This window comes from Microvirga sp. CF3062, from assembly GCF_036314045.1.
Classification (GTDB): Bacteria; Pseudomonadota; Alphaproteobacteria; order Rhizobiales; family Beijerinckiaceae; genus Microvirga.
In genome coordinates, this window is sequence record NZ_JAYGGN010000004.1 from 299,142 (window position 1) to 317,982 (window position 18,841).

The 18,841-nt window shown below is 62.2% G+C and carries 17 protein-coding genes; 12 read left to right on the forward strand and 5 right to left on the reverse strand.

Going from position 1 to position 18,841, the window contains the following annotated elements; all coding sequences use genetic code 11:
* Window positions 1-96 precede the first annotated feature (96 nt).
* The 6 genes from bamA to lpxB are packed head-to-tail and all read left to right on the forward strand — an operon-like array spanning window position 97 to window position 6,860.
* Complete coding sequence (gene bamA / locus VB618_RS09695; protein ID WP_329796411.1) at window positions 97-2,415, forward strand: outer membrane protein assembly factor BamA; 2,319 nt, start codon at window positions 97-99, stop codon at window positions 2,413-2,415.
* A 38-nt stretch (window positions 2,416-2,453) separates the two neighbouring features.
* The gene (gene lpxD / locus VB618_RS09700; RefSeq protein ID WP_329796412.1) at window positions 2,454-3,518 is read left to right on the forward strand and encodes a UDP-3-O-(3-hydroxymyristoyl)glucosamine N-acyltransferase; all 1,065 of its coding nucleotides are present in this window, start codon (window positions 2,454-2,456) and stop codon (window positions 3,516-3,518) included.
* A 40-nt stretch (window positions 3,519-3,558) separates the two neighbouring features.
* Entirely contained in the window at window positions 3,559-4,023 is a 465-nt protein-coding gene (gene fabZ, locus VB618_RS09705; RefSeq protein WP_329796413.1) for a 3-hydroxyacyl-ACP dehydratase FabZ, read from the forward strand.
* Entirely contained in the window at window positions 4,020-4,832 is an 813-nt protein-coding gene (lpxA, locus tag VB618_RS09710; protein WP_442931744.1) for an acyl-ACP--UDP-N-acetylglucosamine O-acyltransferase, read from the forward strand. The genes fabZ and lpxA overlap by 4 nt, the downstream gene beginning before the upstream one ends.
* Window positions 4,832-5,695, forward strand: coding sequence for an LpxI family protein (locus tag VB618_RS09715; RefSeq protein ID WP_329796415.1), 864 nt, complete (start codon window positions 4,832-4,834; stop codon window positions 5,693-5,695). Before lpxA ends, VB618_RS09715 begins: the two co-directional genes overlap by 1 nt.
* Entirely contained in the window at window positions 5,688-6,860 is a 1,173-nt protein-coding gene (lpxB, locus tag VB618_RS09720; RefSeq protein ID WP_329796416.1) for a lipid-A-disaccharide synthase, read from the forward strand. The genes VB618_RS09715 and lpxB overlap by 8 nt, the downstream gene beginning before the upstream one ends.
* 94 nt (window positions 6,861-6,954) lie before the next feature.
* Here the strand turns inward: lpxB and gltA are convergent, their stop codons facing one another.
* Both gltA and gltX read right to left on the reverse strand, forming a co-directional pair.
* Window positions 6,955-8,247: a citrate synthase gene (gltA, locus tag VB618_RS09725; protein WP_329796417.1), complete on the reverse strand. Its 1,293-nt coding sequence runs from the start codon at window positions 8,245-8,247 to the stop codon at window positions 6,955-6,957.
* 169 nt (window positions 8,248-8,416) lie between these two features.
* Window positions 8,417-9,847, reverse strand: coding sequence for a glutamate--tRNA ligase (gltX, locus tag VB618_RS09730; RefSeq protein WP_329796418.1), 1,431 nt, complete (start codon window positions 9,845-9,847; stop codon window positions 8,417-8,419).
* Window positions 9,848-10,009: 162 nt separating this feature from the next.
* Here gltX and VB618_RS09735 point away from each other — a divergent pair, with 162 nt between their 5' ends.
* Window positions 10,010-12,265 (forward strand): ComEC/Rec2 family competence protein, encoded by a 2,256-nt coding sequence (locus VB618_RS09735; protein ID WP_329796419.1) that lies wholly within the window; start codon window positions 10,010-10,012, stop codon window positions 12,263-12,265.
* On the opposite strand, the gene lexA is transcribed toward VB618_RS09735, so the two are convergent.
* Window positions 12,243-12,947, reverse strand: a complete 705-nt coding sequence (lexA, locus tag VB618_RS09740; RefSeq protein WP_329796420.1) for a transcriptional repressor LexA — start codon at window positions 12,945-12,947, stop codon at window positions 12,243-12,245. The genes VB618_RS09735 and lexA overlap by 23 nt on opposite strands.
* A 353-nt stretch (window positions 12,948-13,300) precedes the next feature.
* A complete protein-coding gene (locus tag VB618_RS09745; protein ID WP_329796421.1) occupies window positions 13,301-13,789 on the reverse strand; it encodes a helix-turn-helix domain-containing protein in 489 nt (162 codons plus the stop codon).
* 394 nt (window positions 13,790-14,183) lie between these two features.
* On the opposite strand from VB618_RS09745, the gene VB618_RS09750 reads away from it, so the two are divergent.
* The 5 genes from VB618_RS09750 to VB618_RS09770 all read left to right on the forward strand — a co-directional run bounded on the left by VB618_RS09750 (window position 14,184) and on the right by VB618_RS09770 (window position 18,471).
* Entirely contained in the window at window positions 14,184-16,070 is a 1,887-nt protein-coding gene (locus VB618_RS09750; RefSeq protein WP_329796422.1) for a Mu transposase C-terminal domain-containing protein, read from the forward strand.
* Window positions 16,070-16,939, forward strand: coding sequence for an ATP-binding protein (locus VB618_RS09755; protein ID WP_329796423.1), 870 nt, complete (start codon window positions 16,070-16,072; stop codon window positions 16,937-16,939). The genes VB618_RS09750 and VB618_RS09755 overlap by 1 nt, the downstream gene beginning before the upstream one ends.
* The gene (locus tag VB618_RS09760; RefSeq protein ID WP_329796424.1) at window positions 16,939-17,208 is read left to right on the forward strand and encodes a hypothetical protein; all 270 of its coding nucleotides are present in this window, start codon (window positions 16,939-16,941) and stop codon (window positions 17,206-17,208) included. The genes VB618_RS09755 and VB618_RS09760 overlap by 1 nt, the downstream gene beginning before the upstream one ends.
* Before the next feature lie 185 nt (window positions 17,209-17,393).
* A complete protein-coding gene (locus VB618_RS09765) occupies window positions 17,394-17,639 on the forward strand; it encodes a hypothetical protein (protein WP_329796425.1) in 246 nt (81 codons plus the stop codon).
* A gap of 10 nt (window positions 17,640-17,649) precedes the next feature.
* The gene (locus tag VB618_RS09770) at window positions 17,650-18,471 is read left to right on the forward strand and encodes a regulatory protein GemA (protein WP_329796426.1); all 822 of its coding nucleotides are present in this window, start codon (window positions 17,650-17,652) and stop codon (window positions 18,469-18,471) included.
* 90 nt (window positions 18,472-18,561) lie between these two features.
* On the opposite strand, the gene VB618_RS09775 is transcribed toward VB618_RS09770, so the two are convergent.
* A complete protein-coding gene (locus VB618_RS09775) occupies window positions 18,562-18,774 on the reverse strand; it encodes a hypothetical protein (protein ID WP_329796427.1) in 213 nt (70 codons plus the stop codon).
* Between the last annotated feature and the right edge of the window lie 67 nt (window positions 18,775-18,841).

Consider the following 18,841-nt stretch of genomic DNA (forward strand, 5'->3'; position numbering starts at 1 on the left):
TGTACAAGCGCTTCACATGGATAAGGTTGGGGGCACTCGTCTCCAGCCTGCGGGGATACCCTCGCTAGGGATTAAAGACAAAGAACGGGCCAGTTGATGATGTCGACGACCACGCCTCGCCGGAAGAAGCCGGCCACCACTGCCGTTATCGCCATCAGCGCGCTGATGGCCGGAGTTACTGTCGCGGAGAGCGCCTTCGCGCAGCAGGTGGCCCCAAGGAATCGCCGTGCTTCGGCCGCGCAGGGCCCTATCGTCAACCGCGTGGTGGTCGAAGGGAACAAAAAGATCGAGAGCGCAGCCTTCCAGGATCAGTTCCAGGCCCGTGCCCGAGCTCCCTACAACCAGGCCGCCGTGGATGCCGACGTTGGGCGCATTCTTGAGATTTACCGGCAGTCGGGCCGGGGACTTGCCCAGGTCACGCCCCGTGTGGTCGATCTCCCCAACGGCACGGTGGACGTGGTCTACACGGTCGTCGAAGGTGACAAGACCGGCGTGAAGGAAATCCGGTTCGTCGGGAACAACCAGGTCTCGTCGAGCCGCCTGCGCGGCGTGATGCAGACGACCGAGACGAACCTCCTGAGCTTCCTGAAGAGCACTGACGTTTATGATCCGGACCGCCTCGCGAACGATCTGGAACTGGTCCGCCGCTATTACCTGAAGAACGGTTATGCGGATTTCCGCATCGTCTCCAACGACGTCGCGTTCGACGCCAATGGCGGTGGCTATGTCATCACCATTGCAGTGGAAGAGGGTGAGCAGTACCGGGTCGGCAGCGTAAGTGTCGATCCCCGGCTTCCCGGAGTGGATCCCGAGGCTATTCGCCGGGGAGTCTCGACTTCGGAAGGTTCTGTTTACAATGCTGACGCCGTCGAGAAGTCGGTTCAAAATCTTACCGCTAATGTCGCACGTCAGGGCAATCCCTTCGCCTTAGTGCGACCGGTCGGCGCCCGCGATCCGTCGACCCGCACGATCAGCCTCACCTATGTGGTCGAGGAGGCTCCGCGGATCTACATCGAGCGGATCAACGTGCGTGGCAACAGCCGCACCCGCGACTATGTCATCCGCCGCGAGTTCGAGCTCGGCGAGGGCGACGCCTATAACCAGGTTCTTGTCGACCGGGCCGAGCGCCGCCTGAACAATCTCGGCTACTTCAAGCGGGTCCGCATCTCCAACGAGCCTGGCTCGTCGGCTGACCGCGTCGTCGTGAACGTGGATGTGGAGGATCAGTCCACCGGCGCATTCTCGATCTCGGGCGGCTATTCGACGGCCGACGGCTTCATCGGCGAAGTCTCCGTGACCGAGACCAACTTCCTGGGTCGCGGCCAGTTTGTGCGCCTTGCAGGCCAGCTCGGCCAGCGCGCCCACGGTGTCGACTTCTCGTTCACCGAGCCGTACTTCCTGGGCTACCGCATGTCGGCGGGTATCGACCTGTTCTCGAAGTTCAGCGACCAAACTCAGTACTCCCGCTACGAAAATCGCATGACCGGCGGCACGCTGCGCCTGGGTCTTCCGATCACGGAAGAGTTCACGGTCACGGCCCGGTACTCGCTCTACCAGCAGGAAATTACGATCCCGAACGATGAGGATCGTCCGTATAACGACTGCTCGTTCCCGATCCCCGGTTACACCCAAGTGGACGGCGCCGGTAATCCTGTTCGTTCATTCTGTGAGGGGAATGGTGAGGCATCCCTCGCTATCAAGGACGCGCAGGGCGAGACGATTACCTCCCTGGCGGGCCTGACCTTCAACTACAACACCCTCGACAGCACCCGTAATCCCCGCAACGGCTTCTATGGCGAGGTCAAGACGGACTTTGCCGGACTCGGCGGTGATTCCCACTACTTCCGTGTGACCGGCGACGCTCGCTACTACCGCGAACTCTATGAGGACGTGGTCGGTATTGCCCGCGTTCAGGGCGGTCACATCATGGGCTTCGGCGACAATGGTGGTGAAGGTGGTGATCTGCGCATCATCGACCAATTCTTCATGGGCCCATCCCTGGTGCGTGGTTTCGCACCGAACGGCATCGGCCCACGTGACATCTCGACCGCTGACAGCAAGGCGAATGCGCTCGGCGGCACCACCTATTTCGGTGGTTCGCTTGAAGTGCAGTTCCCAATTCCCGCTCTGCCGCGTGAGTTGGGCTTGAGAGGTGCTGTCTTCGCCGATGCCGGCACGCTTTTCGGTTATGACGGCCCAACCACGTTCGACGATGAATCCATCGATGTCTTCGACAGCAGCAAGCTGCGCTCGTCGGTGGGTGCTTCGATCCTGTGGACCTCGCCCCTTGGCCCGATCCGCTTCGACTATGCGTTCGCCCTCACCAAGGAAGAGGGTATCGCCCTTGCGGACGGCACCAGGATCGGCGGCGACCGCACCCAGGCCTTCCGCTTCACGGGTGGCACGCGCTTCTAATCGGGGAGGGCGCCGAATGGCGCCCTCACTTAATTTTCATGGCTGAATCGCACTTCTTCCCGCAAAGCCAGACGTTGAACCTGCGTCAGGTGGCGGAGATGGCCAATGTAGCGCTCCCCGACGGCACCGACGGGGAGTTTTTGCTTCGTGGAGTCGCCCCTCTCGAGAATGCAGGTCCCGGCGATCTCGCCTATATGGATAACCCTGCTTATGTTGGGGCTCTGGCGGCAACCCGAGCCACAGCCTGCCTGGTGACGCCACGCTATGCCTCCAAGGTGCCGCCCGGCACGGTTGCTCTGGTCACACCTCAGGCCTATCGGATTTTTGCTCAGGTCCTGGCAATTCTGTTCCCGTCCGCCATGAAGCCGGAATCCTCCTTTGCTGCGGCCGGAGTGTCTCCCGGCTCCTTTGTCCACCCTTCCGCAAGGATCGAGCATGGCGTGCGCGTCGATCCGGGCGCCGTCATCGGGCCGCATGCTGAGATTGGATCGGGCACCCTGATCGGCGCCCATTCGGTGATCGGGCCCAGCGTGAGGATCGGACGGGACTGCTCCATCGCGGCGAACGTGACCGTTACTCATGCCTATCTCGGCAACCGGGTCATTCTCCATCCGGGCGTCCGGATCGGTCAGGATGGCTTCGGCTTTGCCATGGGGCCGCAGGGGCATCTGAAGGTGCCGCAGGTCGGGCGCGTCATCATCCAGGACGACGTGGAGATCGGGGCGAATACGACGGTCGACCGGGGTGCGAGCCGCGATACGGTGATCGGCGAGGGCACCAAGATCGATAATCTTGTCCAGATTGCCCATAACGTAGTGATCGGCCGTCATTGCGTGATCGTGGCTCAGGTCGGCATCGCCGGCTCGACCACCGTTGAGGATTATGCTGCCATCGGCGGCCAGGTGGCCGTGAAGGGCCATGTCCGGATCGGCATGGGCGCCCAGATTGCGGCCACCAGCGGCGTCAACGGTGATGTCCCGGCGGGAGCCCGCTGGGGGGGCATTCCCGCAAGGCCCATGCGAGAGTGGTTCCGCGAGATCACGGCGCTGAAAAAGCTTGCATCCCAGGGCGATTCCGCCAAAGACGACGACGCGTCTTCATAACGTTTTTTGAAGGCATTTCTTACCGTTCGGAGTTCCCGTCATGTCCGAAGCGCCCACCACGCTTCAAACCGCCGATATTATGGAGATCCTGGAGTTGCTGCCGCACCGGTATCCCTTTCTCCTAGTCGACAAGATCATCGAGATCGACGGCGACAATTCGTGCATCGGCATCAAGAATGTCACCTTCAATGAGCCACAATTCACGGGCCATTTCCCCTCGCGTCCGATCTTCCCGGGCGTCTTTCTCATCGAGGCGATGGCTCAGACGGCGGGGGCCATCTGCGTGAAGGCCAAGATGGCCCAGATGGCCAAGCCTAAGCAGGTGTTTTTCATGACGATCGACAAGGTGAAGTTCCGCAAGCCGGTGGAGCCGGGGGACCGGGTCGAGTTCCACATGCGCAAGCTGAACAACCGCCGCAACATGTGGTGGTATAGGGGCGAGGCAAAGGTCGATGGTGTGCTTGTCTGCGAGGCCGAAGTCAGCGCCATGCTGGTGAACGACTGATGGAAACAGTGATTCATCCGAGCGCTGTCATCGAGGACGGCGCCAAGATCGGTCCGGGCGTGAAGATCGGCCCGTTCTGCACGGTAGGTCCCGAGGTGGAACTCAGCGAGGGCTGCCAGCTCCTGAGCCATGTGGCTCTGGCAGGACGCACCACCATCGGTCCCCGGACCAGGATCTTTCCGTTCGCCTCAATTGGCCACATCCCGCAGGATCTGAAATACAAGGGCGAAGCCTCGACGCTTGAGATCGGTGCCGATTGCATGATCCGCGAAGGCGTGACCATGAATCCCGGCACCGAGGGCGGCGGCCTTCGTACGATTATCGGCGATCGCTGCGCCTTCCTGGCCGGCTCCCATGTGGGTCACGACACCAAGGTCGGGAACGACTGCATCCTGTCCAACAACGTCATGCTCGCGGGCCACGTGACGGTGGGCAATTTCGTGATCTTCGGCGGCGCCTCCGCGGTGATCCAGTTCGCCCGCGTCGGATCCCACGCCTTTGTGGGAGGCATGTCGGGCCTGGAGAACGACTTGATCCCCTATGGCATGGCCATGGGCAACCGGGCGCATCTCGCCGGCCTCAACATCATCGGCCTGCGCCGTCGCGGCTTCACCCGCGAGCAGATCCACGAGATCCGGCGCGCCTACCGGCTTCTCTTCGCGGATGAAGGAACCCTGGCCGAGCGTGTCGAGGACGTTGCCGGCGAGTTCGAAAGCCACCCCTTCGTGCACGAGATTCTCGATTTCATCCGTGCGGGTGGCGACAGGGCGGTCTGCACGCCGCGGGATCCCGTTAGTTCAGCCGGATGATGCCCCAAGGCCCCATCGCAATCCTCGCCGGGGCCGGGCAGCTTCCCATCCAGCTCTTGAGCCATCTGGAGCGGACGGGGCAGGAAGTCCGAGTCTTGGCCTTTCGCGGCTTTGCGGAGGCCGAGCTGCAGCGCCGCGCCAACGCCACTGTCGATCTTCTCGATCTCAAGACCATCATGAGCACCCTCGAGAGCTGGCGGCCGCAGGCCGTCTCCCTCGTCGGAGCTGTGCGTCGACCCGGATTCTCCGCGCTGCTGAGCGCTTACTCATTGCTTCGCAACAGGCATGAGGTGAGGGAGGTTATCGCCCGCGGGGACGATCAGGTGCTGCGCGGTGCCGTGATGCTCCTGGAGGAGCGAGGGCACCGGGTCGTGGGTGCCCACGAGCTTGCCCCTGATCTCGTGGCCTCCAATACGCTCTCCGGTGCGCGGCAGCCGGGAATCGATGATCATGAGGCCATTGCCTTCGGGCTAGAGCTTCTCGCCTCCCTGTCGGATTTCGATATTGGGCAAGGAGCCGTCGTCGACCGCAGGCATGTCCTGGCCATCGAGGGACCCGAAGGCACCGACCGCATGATCCGCCGGGTGAGGGGCCTGCGCCAGTCCTGGTTCGGCCTTCGCCGTCGCGAGGAAGGCGGTGTGCTGATCAAGGCCGCCAAGCGCGGTCAGGATCTACGTGTCGACATGCCGACCATTGGCCCACGCACCATTGCAGAGGCGGCGAAGGCAGGACTTGCCGGCATTGCCATCGGCGCGGGATCCACCTTCGTGCTGGAGCAGGAGGACACCCTGCAGACGGCCGACCGCCTCGGTCTCTTCGTCGTTGCCGTCGATCTGCCCTGGATGGAGAAGCCTCTTGGCTGACAGGAAGCCGCTGACGATCTGGATCGTGTCGGGCGAGGAGTCAGGCGACCAGCTCGGAGCCAAGCTGATGCGCTCCCTCAAGGCGCGTCTCGGAGCTGAGCGCCTGCGCTTCGGCGGCGTCGGTGGGCACGCCATGGCGAAAGAAGGTCTGAACTCTCTCTTCCCCCTGGAGGAGATCGCCGTCATGGGCTTTTCCGCCGTGATTGCGCGGCTGCCTGCTATTCTCAAACGCATACGGATGACGGCAGATGCAGCGGTGGCGGCAAAGCCCGACATGCTGGTCATCATCGACAGCCCGGATTTCACCCACCGTGTCGCCAAAGCCGTGCGCCGGCGCGCGCCCGACATTCCCATTGTCGATTACGTCAGCCCCTCCGTCTGGGCATGGCGTCCGGGACGCGCTCCGAAAATGCGCGCCTATGTCGATCACCTCCTGGCCCTGCTGCCCTTCGAGCCTGAGGCGCATCGGCGTCTTGGCGGCCCTCCCACAACCTATGTCGGCCACCCGCTCATCGAGCGCCTTGCCGAGATCAGGCCCGCTCCTGGGGAGCGCGGTGGCAGTGCGGGCGAACCGATCAAGTTGCTCGTTCTCCCTGGCAGCCGCCGCTCCGAGGTGAGCCGTCTCATGGAGCCGTTCGGTGCAGCCCTGGCCCTGCTGAAGGAGCATTCTCCGCGCCCGTTCGAGGTCACCATTCCGGCTGTGTCCCATCTCGCTCATGAGATTAGAACGCGGGCGGAGTCGTGGAGCGTGAAGCCGCAGATCGTCGAGGGAGAAGCGGCCAAATGGGCTGCTTTCCGGCAGGCCGATGCAGCGTTGGCCGCTTCAGGCACCGTCACGCTGGAGCTCGGGCTCTCTGGCGTGCCGATGGCGGTGGCCTACCGGGTTTCGAAGATCGAGGAAGTGTTGAAATATCTGATCAAGGCGCCTTCCATCGTGCTTACAAACTTGGTGCTCAGTGAGAGCGTCATTCCGGAACTCATCCAGTGGGACTGCACTCCGGAGAAGCTGACCGAGGCGCTCCTGCCGTTGCTTAGCGATACGCCGGAACGCCAAAGGCAGATCGAAGCATTCGGCAAGCTCGATACTCTCATGAAGATTGGCGATGAAGTACCGAGCGAACGGGCTGCCCGGATCGTGGAAGAGGTTCTGTCCACTCGCATCTGAGCTGCTCTAAGCGAGCGGGGACAATGCTGACACCTGCCGTCAGACATGAAAAAGGGGCCTTTCGGCCCCTTTTCTGTTCATCTCGGACAAGTTCTTATCCGCGCTGGGCGACCGTCACGTAGTCGCGCTCTGCCGCACCCGTGTAGAGCTGGCGGGGACGTCCGATGCGCTGGGACGGATCCTCGATCATCTCGCTCCACTGGGCGATCCAGCCGACCGTGCGGGCCAGCGCGAACAGCACGGTGAACATGGAGGTTGGGAATCCCATCGCCTTAAGGGTGATGCCCGAGTAGAAGTCGATGTTCGGGTAGAGCTTCTTCTCGACGAAATACTCGTCCTTGAGGGCAATCTGCTCGAGTTCCACGGCCACGTCGAGGAGCGGGTCGTCCTTGATGCCGAGCTCGTTGAGCACCTCGTGGGTGGTCTTCTGCATGATGCGCGCGCGCGGATCGTAGTTCTTGTAGACCCGGTGGCCGAAGCCCATAAGGCGGAACGGATCGTTCTTGTCCTTCGCCTTTGCGATGTATTCCGGAATGCGATCCGGCGTGCCGATCTCCTCCAGCATCTTGAGGGCCGCCTCATTGGCGCCGCCGTGGGCAGGTCCCCACAGGCAGGCGATGCCGGCCGCGATGCAGGCGAACGGGTTTGCACCCGAAGAGCCGGCGAGACGCACGGTCGAGGTCGAGGCGTTCTGCTCGTGATCGGCGTGCAGGATGAAGATCCGGTCCAGCGCCCGCGAGAGCACCGGGTTGACCTTGTACTCCTCGGCCGGAACCGCGAAGCACATCTTCAGGAAGTTGGAGGTGTAGTCCAGGTCGTTCTGCGGATACACGAAGGGCTGGCCGATGGAGTACTTGTACGCCATGGCAGCCAGCGTCGGCATCTTGGCAATCATGCGCATGGACGCGATCATGCGTTGGTGCGGATCCGAGATGTCCGTGGAGTCGTGGTAGAAGGCCGACAGGGCCCCGACGCAGGCGACCATGATCGCCATCGGGTGCGCATCGCGCCGGAAGCCGGTGAAGAACCGGTTCATCTGGTCGTGCACCATGGTGTGGCGCGTGACGCGGTAATCGAAATCGGCCTTCTGGGCGGCGGTCGGCAGCTCTCCGTAGAGGAGCAGGTAGCAGGTCTCGAGGAAGTCGCCATGCTCGGCGAGCTGATCGATCGGGTAGCCGCGATAGAGCAGAATGCCCTTGTCGCCGTCGATATAGGTGATCTTCGACTCTGTGGCCGCCGTGGAGGTGAAGCCGGGGTCGTAGGTGAACATCCCCGTCTGGCCATAAAGCTTGGAAATATCGACGACGCTCGGGCCGATGGTGCCTTCTTTTACCGGCAGTTCCACGGACTTCCCGTCGACAGAAATGGTGCTGGAGCTGGAACTCATGCGTCATGGCCCTTTCAAAAGGAGGCCGGGCAGAACCTAGAGCAACCGGGGGAGCGGAGTAGACCCTCGGGGTTGCCGAACCAGGGTTTGCCGGTCGGTCGGTTTATGGCGCCTTCGGTAGCTTATCCATAGGGAGGGGGCAAGCACGTCTAAAGGTGAGATTTGCCCGCTATGCAGCGGGTGCATCCTTGGTCTGGTCGCGCAGTCGCAACAGGGTTTCATCCTTGCCAAGAACCGCCATCACGTCGAAGAGCCCTGGCGATGTCGCGCGCCCGGTCAGTGCCGCCCGGAGCGGCTGCGCCACTTGCCCGAGCTTCGCCCCGAGAGCTTCCGCATGCTCGCGCACGACGGCTTCCACGCTCTGGGCCGACCAGCCGGAAACAGCCTCAAGCTTCTCCGCAATCCCATCGAGGCGTGTGCGGCCATCAGCCAACAGGCTGGCGGCTTTCTCGTCGAGATGAAGCGGCCGCTGGGCATAGAGGTAATAGGCGCTGTCGAGCAGTTCCACGAGAGTCTTGGCGCGCTCTTTGAGGCCCGGCATCGCGGCGATCAGCTTCTGCCGTAGAGCAGGCTTGAAGGTGCGGCCGAGATGGTGCTCGTCCTTGTCCAATTCCGGCAGCAGATCCTCCAAAGCCTGCACCAGCCGCTCGTCATCGGCTTGGCGCATGTAATGCCCGTTGAGGTTCTCGAGCTTCGCGAAGTCGAAGCGGGCCGGGGAACGGCCGATACTGCCGAGATCGAAAGCATCGATCATCTCCTGGGTGGAGAACATCTCCTGATCGCCATGGCTCCAGCCGAGGCGCACGAGATAGTTGCGCATAGCCTCGGGCAAGTAACCCATGCTGCGATACGCCTCGACGCCCAATGCGCCATGGCGCTTGGAGAGCTTGGCCCCGTCCGGCCCGTGGATGAGCGGGATATGCGCCATCTTGGGCACATCCCAGCCCAGCGCCTGGTAGATCTGCGTCTGGCGCGCCGCATTGGTCAGGTGATCGTCACCTCGGATAACATGGGTGACGTCCATGTCGTGGTCGTCCACCACCACGGCAAGCATGTAGGTGGGCGTGCCATCGGAACGCAGGAGCACGAGGTCGTCGAGATCCTTGTTCTGCCAAACCACGCGGCCTTGAACTTCGTCTTCTACCACCGTCTCGCCCTCGGTGGGCGCCTTCAGGCGGATTACCGGCTTCACGCCAGCCGGCGCCTCGGACGGGTCCCGATCACGCCAGCGGCCGTCATAGCGCAGGGGCCGACCCTCCTTGCGGGCGGACTCGCGCATCTCTTCCAGTTCTTGCTGGGAGGCGAAGCAGTAATAGGCGCGGCCTTGGGCCAGCAGGCTCTCGGCCACCTCCTTGTGACGGGCCGCGCGGGAGAATTGATAGACCACGTCACCGTCCCAATCGAGGCCGAGCCATTGCAGCCCGTCGAGAATGGCCGCGATGGCCGCGTCCGTTGAACGCTCCCGGTCCGTGTCCTCGATGCGCAGCAGCATCTTGCCCCCATGCCGCTTGGCATAGAGCCAGTTGAACAGGGCCGTGCGTCCCCCCCCGATATGGAGAAAGCCGGTGGGAGAGGGGGCGAAGCGGGTGACGACGGTCATCGCAGGGGAACCTTGACTAAGAAATCTTGAATGGGCGCGTTTCAATCCGCGGCCGTCCGACTCAATCCACAGGGCGGCTTGGGCCGGAGCGTGCGGTCGTCTAGCATGCAACCGAACCCGCGTTAAGCCGAAGCCATGATGGAAGACAACCAAGGAGAACCCGTGAGGATCCCGCGCAGCACGGCGCGGGCCATGGCGTTGCACCGGTCCTGGAACGCCAGCATCGAGTGGAGGCTCCTCGATGGGCGCGGCTGGCTGTTGAAGGCCGTCGTTCACGAGATCGAGCAGCGCCGGCTTTTCCCCTGGATCCCCGTCTGTTTCGGCGTCGGCATCCTTCTGTTCTTCCAAGCCGATGGCGCACCCGCCCTTTGGGCGCCGTTGGGAGCTTTTGCCGTTTGCGGTGTGGCAGGCATCGCCCTGCGCCGGAACATGACGGTGCTGGTCGCCATGATCGCTCTCTCTGCCGTCTTCGCAGGCTTTTCGGCTGGCGTAATCCGTACCCGGATCGTCGCGGCTCCGGCTCTCACCCGCATCACCATCACGACGATCAAAGGTTCCGTCGAGGCTGTGGAGGACCGGGAGGAGGGACAGAGGCTTCTCATCCGGATCATTGAGATGAAGGATGTTGCGGAGACTGAGCGTCCGCGTCTCGTGCGCGTGTCGGTGCGCGCCGGGGCAGGGCTGACGGCCGGGCAGTTCGTCACCGGCACCGCTCGCCTGCTGCCGCCACCGGAAGCGGCGTGGCCCGGCGGCTACGATTTCGCCCGAGACGCCTATTACAAGGGGATAGGTGCCGTCGGCTCGATGGTGGGGCAGGTGCGGCGGGTCGTCGATCCGCCGAAGCTGCCGGACTGGTCGCTGCAGGTAGCAGCGCAAGTGGACGAAGCTCGCAATGCGTTGACCCAACGCATTGCAACGTCCATCGGCGGTGCGGCCGGTGGTGTCGGGGCCGCCTTGGTGACCGGTAAGCGCGGGCTCATTCCGGAGGCTACGAATGACATCCTGCGCGGAGCCGGGATCTATCACATCGTGTCCATCTCCGGTCTCCACATGGTGCTGGCCGCCGGCACATTCTTCTGGCTAGTTCGGTCATTTCTGTCTCTGGGGTCGACAATTGCGCTGCTCTGGCCGGTGAAGAAAATTGCCGCCGTGGCGGCGATGATCGGCGCGACGATCTACTGCATCTTCTCGGGCTCCGATGTGGCGACCGAGCGCTCGCTCATCATGACCCTCGTGATGTTCGGCGCGGTGCTGGTGGACCGTCCTGCGCTGAGCATCCGCAATCTCTCGATCGCCGCTCTCATCGTTCTCGCCCGCGAGCCCGAGGCGCTGCTGGGTCCGAGCTTTCAGATGTCGTTCGGAGCAGTCGCCGCCATGATGGCCCTGGTGCCTCTGATGCAGCGAAAACCTGGCGACGGGACACCTACAACTATTCTCGAACGAGGTTTCCGCTGGGTCGGACGGGTGATGCTCGGGCTCGTGACCACGACCCTGGTTGCCAGCATCGCTACGGCGCCCTTTGCCGCCTATCACTTCCAGTCGCTCAACCCATACGGTCTCATCGGCAATGCGCTCGCCCTGCCGCTGGTCTCGGTTGTGGTCATGCCCTCGGCCGTTCTGGGCGTGCTGGCCTATCCGTTCGGCCTCGACCGACCCATCTGGCAGGTGATGGGAGCGGCTGTCGAGCAGGTGCTTGCGGTTTCGACCTGGGTCGGATCCTTCAGCGGCTCGACCATGGTGGTGCCGGCGCTGAGCATCGGCGCACTGGCGTTCCTGAGCCTGAGCCTGCTCGTTATGGCCATCCCAGCCTCGTCGCTGCGATGGATAGCTCTGCTGCCGGCCGGAATTGGGCTTGCCTTCACGACTGTCCCGGATCGCTACGACATCTTCATCGACCGGGAGGGGGCAGGGGCTGCCATTCGCGGCGCTCGAGGACAGCTCACCCTTGTCGGGCGGCCATCGGGCTTCGTGACCGAGCAATGGATGCGCGCCGATGGCGATGCAAGGAATGCGGATGATGCCAGCCTCAGGCGCGAGGCACGCTGCGACAGCGCCGGTTGCATTGTGATTGCCGGAGATGGACGGCGGATTGCCTTCGTTCAGGACTACGCGGCATTCGAGGAGGATTGCCGTCGGGCGAACGTGATCGTCACGCGACTGCAAGCCCCGCCGACATGCCGCCGGCCTTTCATTGTGGACGGTGCTGCGCTGAAGGAGCGCGGAGCAACGACACTGCGCTTCAGCCCCGACACGGTCGAAGTCACATCCGTAAGGAAAGGGCGCGAGGCGATGGCTTGGCCTGATAGCCGGTCAATCCCGACTGATGGGGTTCTCGCTCAGGGGAGGCCGAGGCCTGCAAGGCCTGTCCCTGAGCAGGATTTTCCCGAAGACGAGATCAGTACCGGCGAACCAGACTGACGAGCTTGCCCTGGATCTTGACCCGGTCGGGACCAAGCACGCGGGTCTCATAGGCCTGATTGGCGGCCTCCAGAGCGATAGAGGAGCCCCGGCGGCGGAAGCGCTTCAGGGTCGCTTCCTCATCGTCGATGAGAGCCACGATGATGTCGCCCGTATTGGCATTGTCCTGCCGGCGGATCACCACGAGGTCGCCGTCGAGAATGCCGGCTTCCACCATCGAGTCGCCACGGACCTCGAGAGCGAAGTGATCGCCCTGGGCCAGGAAGTCGCCCGAGAGTGTGATGGAGTGGCTGCGGGTCTGGATCGCGGAGATCGGTGTGCCGGCCGCGATCCGGCCCATGACCGGAATTGACATTTCCCGATCTCGCGGATCCGAAGCTGGCTGGGGCGCAGCCTTGGCCTTGCCAGCTAAGCCACCCTCGACCACGCTCGGCGTAAAGCGCCGCTGGGTGCCGGCCCCGCTGGTGCTCTCGGGCAGACGGATCACTTCCAGCGCCCGGGCCCGGTTCGGCAGGCGGCGGATGAAGCCGCGCTCCTCGAGCGCAGTGATCAGGCGGTGGATGCCGGACTTGGACTTGAGATCCAGAGCGTCCTTCATCTCGTCGAAGGACGGCGGAACCCCGGTTTCACGCAGCCGCTCATGAATGAAGCGGAGCAATTCGTGCTGTTTGCGCGTCAGCATGGCTGGCCCTTACTGCCTTGAAAAAGGCGATTCTGAAACAAATCAAGAACAAGGTAGCTGTTCTTGCTGTGTTCCGCAAGTCTGCTGCTCAGCTATTGATAATGGGGGGCGAATTTATATTTGTCGGAGCGCTGGTATCGATATTTGTCGGAGTTTGGCTCACAAACCCTTATAAACTAAGCAAAACTCGGTTGCCCAATCAGACGACAAAAGCGGCTCCGGCTAAAAACGACAAATTTCTAACTAGCACTCACCGAAGGTCCTTTCTCCCGTTGAATTTCAGCCATGTGGAATGGGGAACTCAGTTCCTCAATCTCCAGCGTCCGCCAATGATTGGGGAACTGATTGGGGAACTAGTCTTCTGATGCGGATGCTCGGAGTTGAAGCAACTGCTCAGGGGTTAGGAGTTGATTGTTGGCTATTCTTAGGAAGGTCCGTGTGACCGCACCCTCCATATTTCGTTCCCCTGATCCTTCGTTCTGGTCTTCAAATATCAGATCAAGAAGCTTTCGCCTGTTGAGTGAAAGCCAGATTGCCCATGCCGAGTAAGAGTCAGGCGAGAGCTTTGAACCAAGCCTGATTAGAGCAAGATTGAGACCTGCCTCAATTAAATGAGATATCTCGCCGACATCAGCAACAAATTCACGCTGTGTTTCCTGGTAGGACACCCCAGTTAGTTCTTCTAACTTCATCCTCGATGTAAGAGGAATTGTCCCTCTTTGTCGCCAAGACGCAATTGTACTTTTGCCAACAGCAATTCTTTGAGCCAATTCTTCGTCTTTTCTTACGGAGAAGTGTGCCTTGAGTTTATCTATGTACGCGCCCGCGATTGTACTCGTCATTGCTCTTGACATGCAGTCAGGTTGCAATCTAGATTGCAACCTGACTGCAACCCTTATGGTCACAAAGTATGGACGTGCCTTCGCAGGATCTGCTCAGGACAATTCGAGCCTCTCTTGTAGAACAAGGAAGCTCATTATCGAAGTGGTGTAGTGAAAACGGTGTCTCACGCCAGTGGGTAACTGCGGTTCTCACCGGCCAGCGGAATGGTCCAACTGCGCAAGCCCTTCGGCAGCGGATCATAGACACAATCCTCGCGAAAGCTGCTTGATGACAAGCGCGTGGATCAAAACCGATGAGCTTGCCGTCTTAGCTGGTATCACCAGGCGCGCAGCTCGAAAGAGTGCCAGCATCGCCACCACATCACAAACCCATACGTGGCGTGATGCAGTCCTCATGGTCCGAGAGGTTCGCGGGCGTGGAGGGCGAGGTGGCGTCAGCTTTGAGGTCCGCGTCGATAGCCTCCCTCTCGATCTTCAAGAGCGCTTCAGAGCGCTCTCAGAGATCTCTGAGAACCGTCTTAGAACGGACGATCCGGCCCGCATCGAACGGGAGTGGTGGTACGGCATCATCCAACCGGCCTTGGCCCATCCACGCCACTCCCGTGAACGCGGTGAAGCCGTCCGCGATATTGCCGAGCGTAAGCACATGCGGCCGGACGGCCGCTGGGTGGAGATCACGGAACGGACCATCCAGCGCAAGCTCGCAGCCTACGAGAAGGGCAACGGCCTGGGTGGCTTGACCCGCCGCAAGCGCGTCGATGCCGGTCAGGCAAAAGTCCTGCTGTCCGCCGAGTGGGACCGGGCTGTGCCGTTCGATCCCGAGACCAAGGCCCGCCTGGTGCAGAAGGTTCATCAGAACCTGCGCAACCTGTGGGGCAACGGTGCCGCCTTCTCGGTCGTGCAGCGGCTGGCCTCCGAGGATCTTGCCGACTGGACCAGGGCAGCCGGCTTCGACCCCGGCGCGGAACAGCTCAAGCACATCTGCCGGCTCCCGGAGAACCTGATCCGACAGTTCAGCCAATACCGACGTGTCCACGAGTTCCGCACGGATCGAAAGACCTTCGAAGACAACCGGCCGCGCATCAAGCGCACCATCGCGGGCATCGCGCCCATGCAGATCGTCTTCGGCGACGTGCATCACATGGACGTGGAGGTCCGGCGGCCGGACGGAACGACGGCGACGCCGAAGGCGGTGGCCTGGATGGATGTCGGAACGGGGAGGGTGCGGTTCGATATCTTCCTCATGGATAAGGGCGAGATGATCAAGAACGTCCATCTGATCCAGAGCTTCATCGCCATGTCGAAGGACCCCTATTGGGGCGTTCCGAGCACCCTCTACATCGACAACGGTTCGGAATACCTTTGGGCCGACTTCGTTGCCGATGCGCTTGCCCTGACGCGGCTCGGTGGCCGTGTGGAATATCTGGACCGCAAGTCTCCGATCCAGCGCGCCCGCCCATACAACGCTCCGGCCAAGAGCATCGAAGGCTTCTTCGGGGTCTTCGAGCGAACCGTTCTCTCGGCTATGCCGGGATATATCGGCGGCAACCGAATGCGCAAGCGGACGGCCAATGTCGGCCGCTCGGTCGCTCCGTTCCCCGGCACGTTCGAGGACTTCTGCGAGCGCGCCCAAGGGCTGCTCCAGTACTACAACACGCAGCCGCAGCATGGAGAACTCAAGGGGCATTCACCGCTGGAGATGTTCCGTCGTGCCGCCGATGCCGGATGGGAGCGCATTACGGTCGATGAGAATGCCCTGGTGATGGCGTTCAGCACCCGCGCCACCCGCAAGGTCCGCCAAGGCTGCATCGAGGTCGAAGGCATCACCTACACCGACGACGTTCTGGCGGTCGTCAACGGCGAGACCGTTCAGGTGGTCATCCCGAAGTACCAGGAATGGAATGTCATTCCGGTGCTGTCCAAGGATGGGCGTTATCTCGGCACTGCGAAGCCGCAGCGCATCTTTGGTTTCGACGACACGAGCGGCGCACGAGAGGCCGCGCGGCTGGAGAAGGTCGCCAAGCGCTCGGTTCATGTCCTTTCCAAGGAAGTCGAGACCATCGATCTCACCGACCGCATCATCGCATCCGGCGCGAAGTTCGATCCCGGACCCATCCCGCCAACAGGCGCGATCATCGGCGCCAGCGATCAAGCCGCCTTCATGGGCCGCGAGGTCAAGGAAACATCCGAGGAGCGGGGTGCCCGCAAGATCACGGAAGCCCAGCGGGCGCACCTGAAGCGGCTGCAGCAGCTCGGCTTGGATAAGAAGGGGGTTGTTTGATGATCGGCGATTTCTTGGAAACGGAAGAGGAACGGCAGCAGGCCGCGTTCAAAGCCGCTATGGGTATGATGGCAAGCAATGCCAACTACCACCGGCCGCAGCCGCCGACAGTGGCCGACATTCCTTTCGTGGAGACCACGGTTTCCCGGCTGATCTTCGCTGTCTTTGATCGCGTGTGGCGCACCGGCCGCAACGGCCTCGTCATCGGCGCGGCGGGCGTCGGCAAGACAAAGACCCTGAGAGAGATCGTCCGGCGCTCTGAGCACCTGGAAGGACCGGAGGCTGCGCTCATCACCATCACGGGCGTGATCGGCGCGTCCGTGATGGCGATCTTCGAGGAGATGTGCCCGCACCTGGGCGTCCAGCCCGCGACGAGCATCGCGGCCACCCTGCGCCGCCTGTCGAAGCAGGCGATGTTCCGACCGGTCGTGATCATCGACGAGGCGCAGAACCTGACCCTCAAGGCGGCTCGCGAGCTGCTCCACATCAGCGAGGAAGCGCAAGTGCGGATGATGTTCTGCGGCAATGACGAGGTGCTCAAGCTGGTGAACTCCGGGCAGGCGGCTATCCAGCAGATCGGCCGCCGCCTGCCGATCCGGGAGACGGTGAGCTGCATCCTGGATGACGACACCGACCTGCTCGCCAGATCCTTCGGCATCAAAGACGATGACGCCTTTGCCCTGTGCCGCGCCGTGGGTGAGGCCTTCCATGCCGATGGGGTCGTGACGCTTCTCCAGGAAGCCCGCTCCCAGGCTGGCGATAAGGGCGTCATCAGGATCGAGCACCTGAAGGCTTCTCTCAATCTCTTTCCACAGTTCCAGGCGGCCCTCACCGGCCAAGGCCGCCGCAAACTCATCGCGAGGTCATGATGTCAAATCCCAACGAAGCTATCCCATTCGACCTGTCCACCTTGAGCCGCGAGCGGCTGGAAGCGTTGTGCGTCAGCCTGTGGGGGTTCACCGACCAGATCAATGTGGCCAACAACCTTCTCGTTGCTGCTCTTGTGAGCGCCAAGGTCGGTAATGAGGTGCGGGATATCGTCAATCAGTGGAGCGCTCACCTGAACCAACTGGACCATCAGGTGACTGCATTCGTCTCAGATCTCGTCTCCGGCCGGGATGGCCAGAGCGTCCAGTAATGTCCGGCGGGGCGATGCTCAGGAGAGCAGTCCCGCCCTGCATCCCGCAAGAATTTTCGACCGCGTACCTGCGTAACCGCAAAAACCCTTTTCCGCACCCAAGAGACGAACGAGGTTTTCCTATGTGCTTCCATCCCGCATCCGACCGCAGCGCCAACCCCGACACATCTTCCGGGGCGGGTCGCATGGCGCAACCTTTCGAGGGGTCGGCCAGCGACATGAACACAGAATGCTTCGACCTGGCCCGCCGGGTCAGGGGCATGGCCTGGGCTTACGAGCGGATTGCGCGGGATGCCGCCAGCACGACCGATGCCGGCCAGAACCTTGCTCTCATCGATCTCGGAATTGCGGTCCTGGACTACGTGGATCGCTGCATGAAGGACCTGGAGGCCGAAGCCGAGCGTCGGATGACCACGCCTGCTAAGAGCTGAGGAGAACGATATGCTGACGCGAGAGCAGCTTGATTTGATCGAGTGCGGCCGGCTGCATTGCTTCGTCGATCCTGCCGAGTGGAAGAACATTCTCTACCGCTTCTGCAATGTCGGGACAGTTGAGGAGCTGGACAGAAGCGCGGCCGTCCGGCTGCTGGATCTCCTGTCGGTGGCGGGTTTTCGCGACCGGCGGCTGCCGCTGATCTCATCGGACTACATCGCGTTGCTGCGGCGCTGGCAGATGAGCATGAACATGCAGGACAAGGCCTTCGAGGCGCTGCTCTTTGCCTGCGGCTTCGTGCGGCAGCCGGAGGAGCTGGATGGCGTCTCGTTCGGCAGAGTGGTGAACTTCTTCCTGATGAACGGCTGTGGGAGCAGAACGAGCCTTGCAAGGTCCGTCATGACCCGCAAGCAGCTCGCTTTGCTCCACGTCGCCAAGCGGGAGCTGGACTTCAACGACGTGAGCTTCGCGGCTGCGCTGCGGACCTATGGCGGCGGGGTTGCGAGTGCGGCCGATCTCGACCAGCGCGGCTTCGACCGCCTGCTGGTCTATTTCGAGGTGATGGGGTTCGTCCCCAACAAGAGGCAATCTCCAGCGAAGCCGCAGGCCGGCTTCGGCCATCGTAAGGGCATGGCGACTCCGGCCCAAGTCGAATTGATCCAGGGGCTCTGGCGGGACTGGAACGGGTCCGACGATGCAGCCGCCCTCGGCCGCTGGCTCGAGAAGAGCTATGGAGTGTCCGCCCTGCGCTTCCTGAAGCAGAATGAGGCCGGCAAGGCTATCACCGGCCTTCGCGCCATGGTGCGCCGGAGAAAGGGCGCGGCCGCCTGAGGGCTCCGGTGGTAGGGGCGGCAGGCCGAAGGCCGCTCTTAGGGCTCTTAAACGCTCTCAATGGCCATACTAGTCCGAAGGAGTACCCCGTCAGACGGAGCGGCGCTTGCCTGACCCTGAGACGACGGCGGTCAGATCGCCGCTCTCGCGGAGCCGCAGCTCCTCTTCAATCTCTGCCAAAGCCTGTTGACGGCCGAACGTTTGTGGCAGAGACTTCAGCTCCCGGACGGCCTCGATCAGAGCATCGGTCGGCGAGGCCAGATGCGGCGGATCGTACATGATGCCGTCAGCTTCCTTCATCATTGCCACCTCAACCATCTCCCACGCCCCACTTATGGGGCATGACGCCATACCCGTAGGCTCGGGCATG

Excerpts from the sequence above, each read along its gene's own strand:
- VB618_RS09745 (WP_329796421.1), bottom strand. The coding sequence starts at position 13,789 with ATGACGAGTACAATCGCGGGCGCGTACATAGATAAACTCAAGGCACAC.
- bamA (WP_329796411.1), top strand. The coding sequence starts at position 97 with ATGATGTCGACGACCACGCCTCGCCGGAAGAAGCCGGCCACCACTGCC.
- lpxD (WP_329796412.1), top strand. The coding sequence starts at position 2,454 with ATGGCTGAATCGCACTTCTTCCCGCAAAGCCAGACGTTGAACCTGCGT.
- gltX (WP_329796418.1), bottom strand. The coding sequence starts at position 9,847 with ATGACCGTCGTCACCCGCTTCGCCCCCTCTCCCACCGGCTTTCTCCAT.
- VB618_RS09770 (WP_329796426.1), top strand. The coding sequence starts at position 17,650 with ATGCTGACGCGAGAGCAGCTTGATTTGATCGAGTGCGGCCGGCTGCAT.
- gltA (WP_329796417.1), bottom strand. The coding sequence starts at position 8,247 with ATGAGTTCCAGCTCCAGCACCATTTCTGTCGACGGGAAGTCCGTGGAA.
- VB618_RS09775 (WP_329796427.1), bottom strand. The coding sequence starts at position 18,774 with ATGATGAAGGAAGCTGACGGCATCATGTACGATCCGCCGCATCTGGCC.
- VB618_RS09755 (WP_329796423.1), top strand. The coding sequence starts at position 16,070 with ATGATCGGCGATTTCTTGGAAACGGAAGAGGAACGGCAGCAGGCCGCG.
- VB618_RS09750 (WP_329796422.1), top strand. The coding sequence starts at position 14,184 with ATGGTCCGAGAGGTTCGCGGGCGTGGAGGGCGAGGTGGCGTCAGCTTT.
- lexA (WP_329796420.1), bottom strand. The coding sequence starts at position 12,947 with ATGCTGACGCGCAAACAGCACGAATTGCTCCGCTTCATTCATGAGCGG.
- VB618_RS09765 (WP_329796425.1), top strand. The coding sequence starts at position 17,394 with ATGGCGCAACCTTTCGAGGGGTCGGCCAGCGACATGAACACAGAATGC.
- fabZ (WP_329796413.1), top strand. The coding sequence starts at position 3,559 with ATGTCCGAAGCGCCCACCACGCTTCAAACCGCCGATATTATGGAGATC.
- VB618_RS09715 (WP_329796415.1), top strand. The coding sequence starts at position 4,832 with ATGCCCCAAGGCCCCATCGCAATCCTCGCCGGGGCCGGGCAGCTTCCC.
- VB618_RS09760 (WP_329796424.1), top strand. The coding sequence starts at position 16,939 with ATGTCAAATCCCAACGAAGCTATCCCATTCGACCTGTCCACCTTGAGC.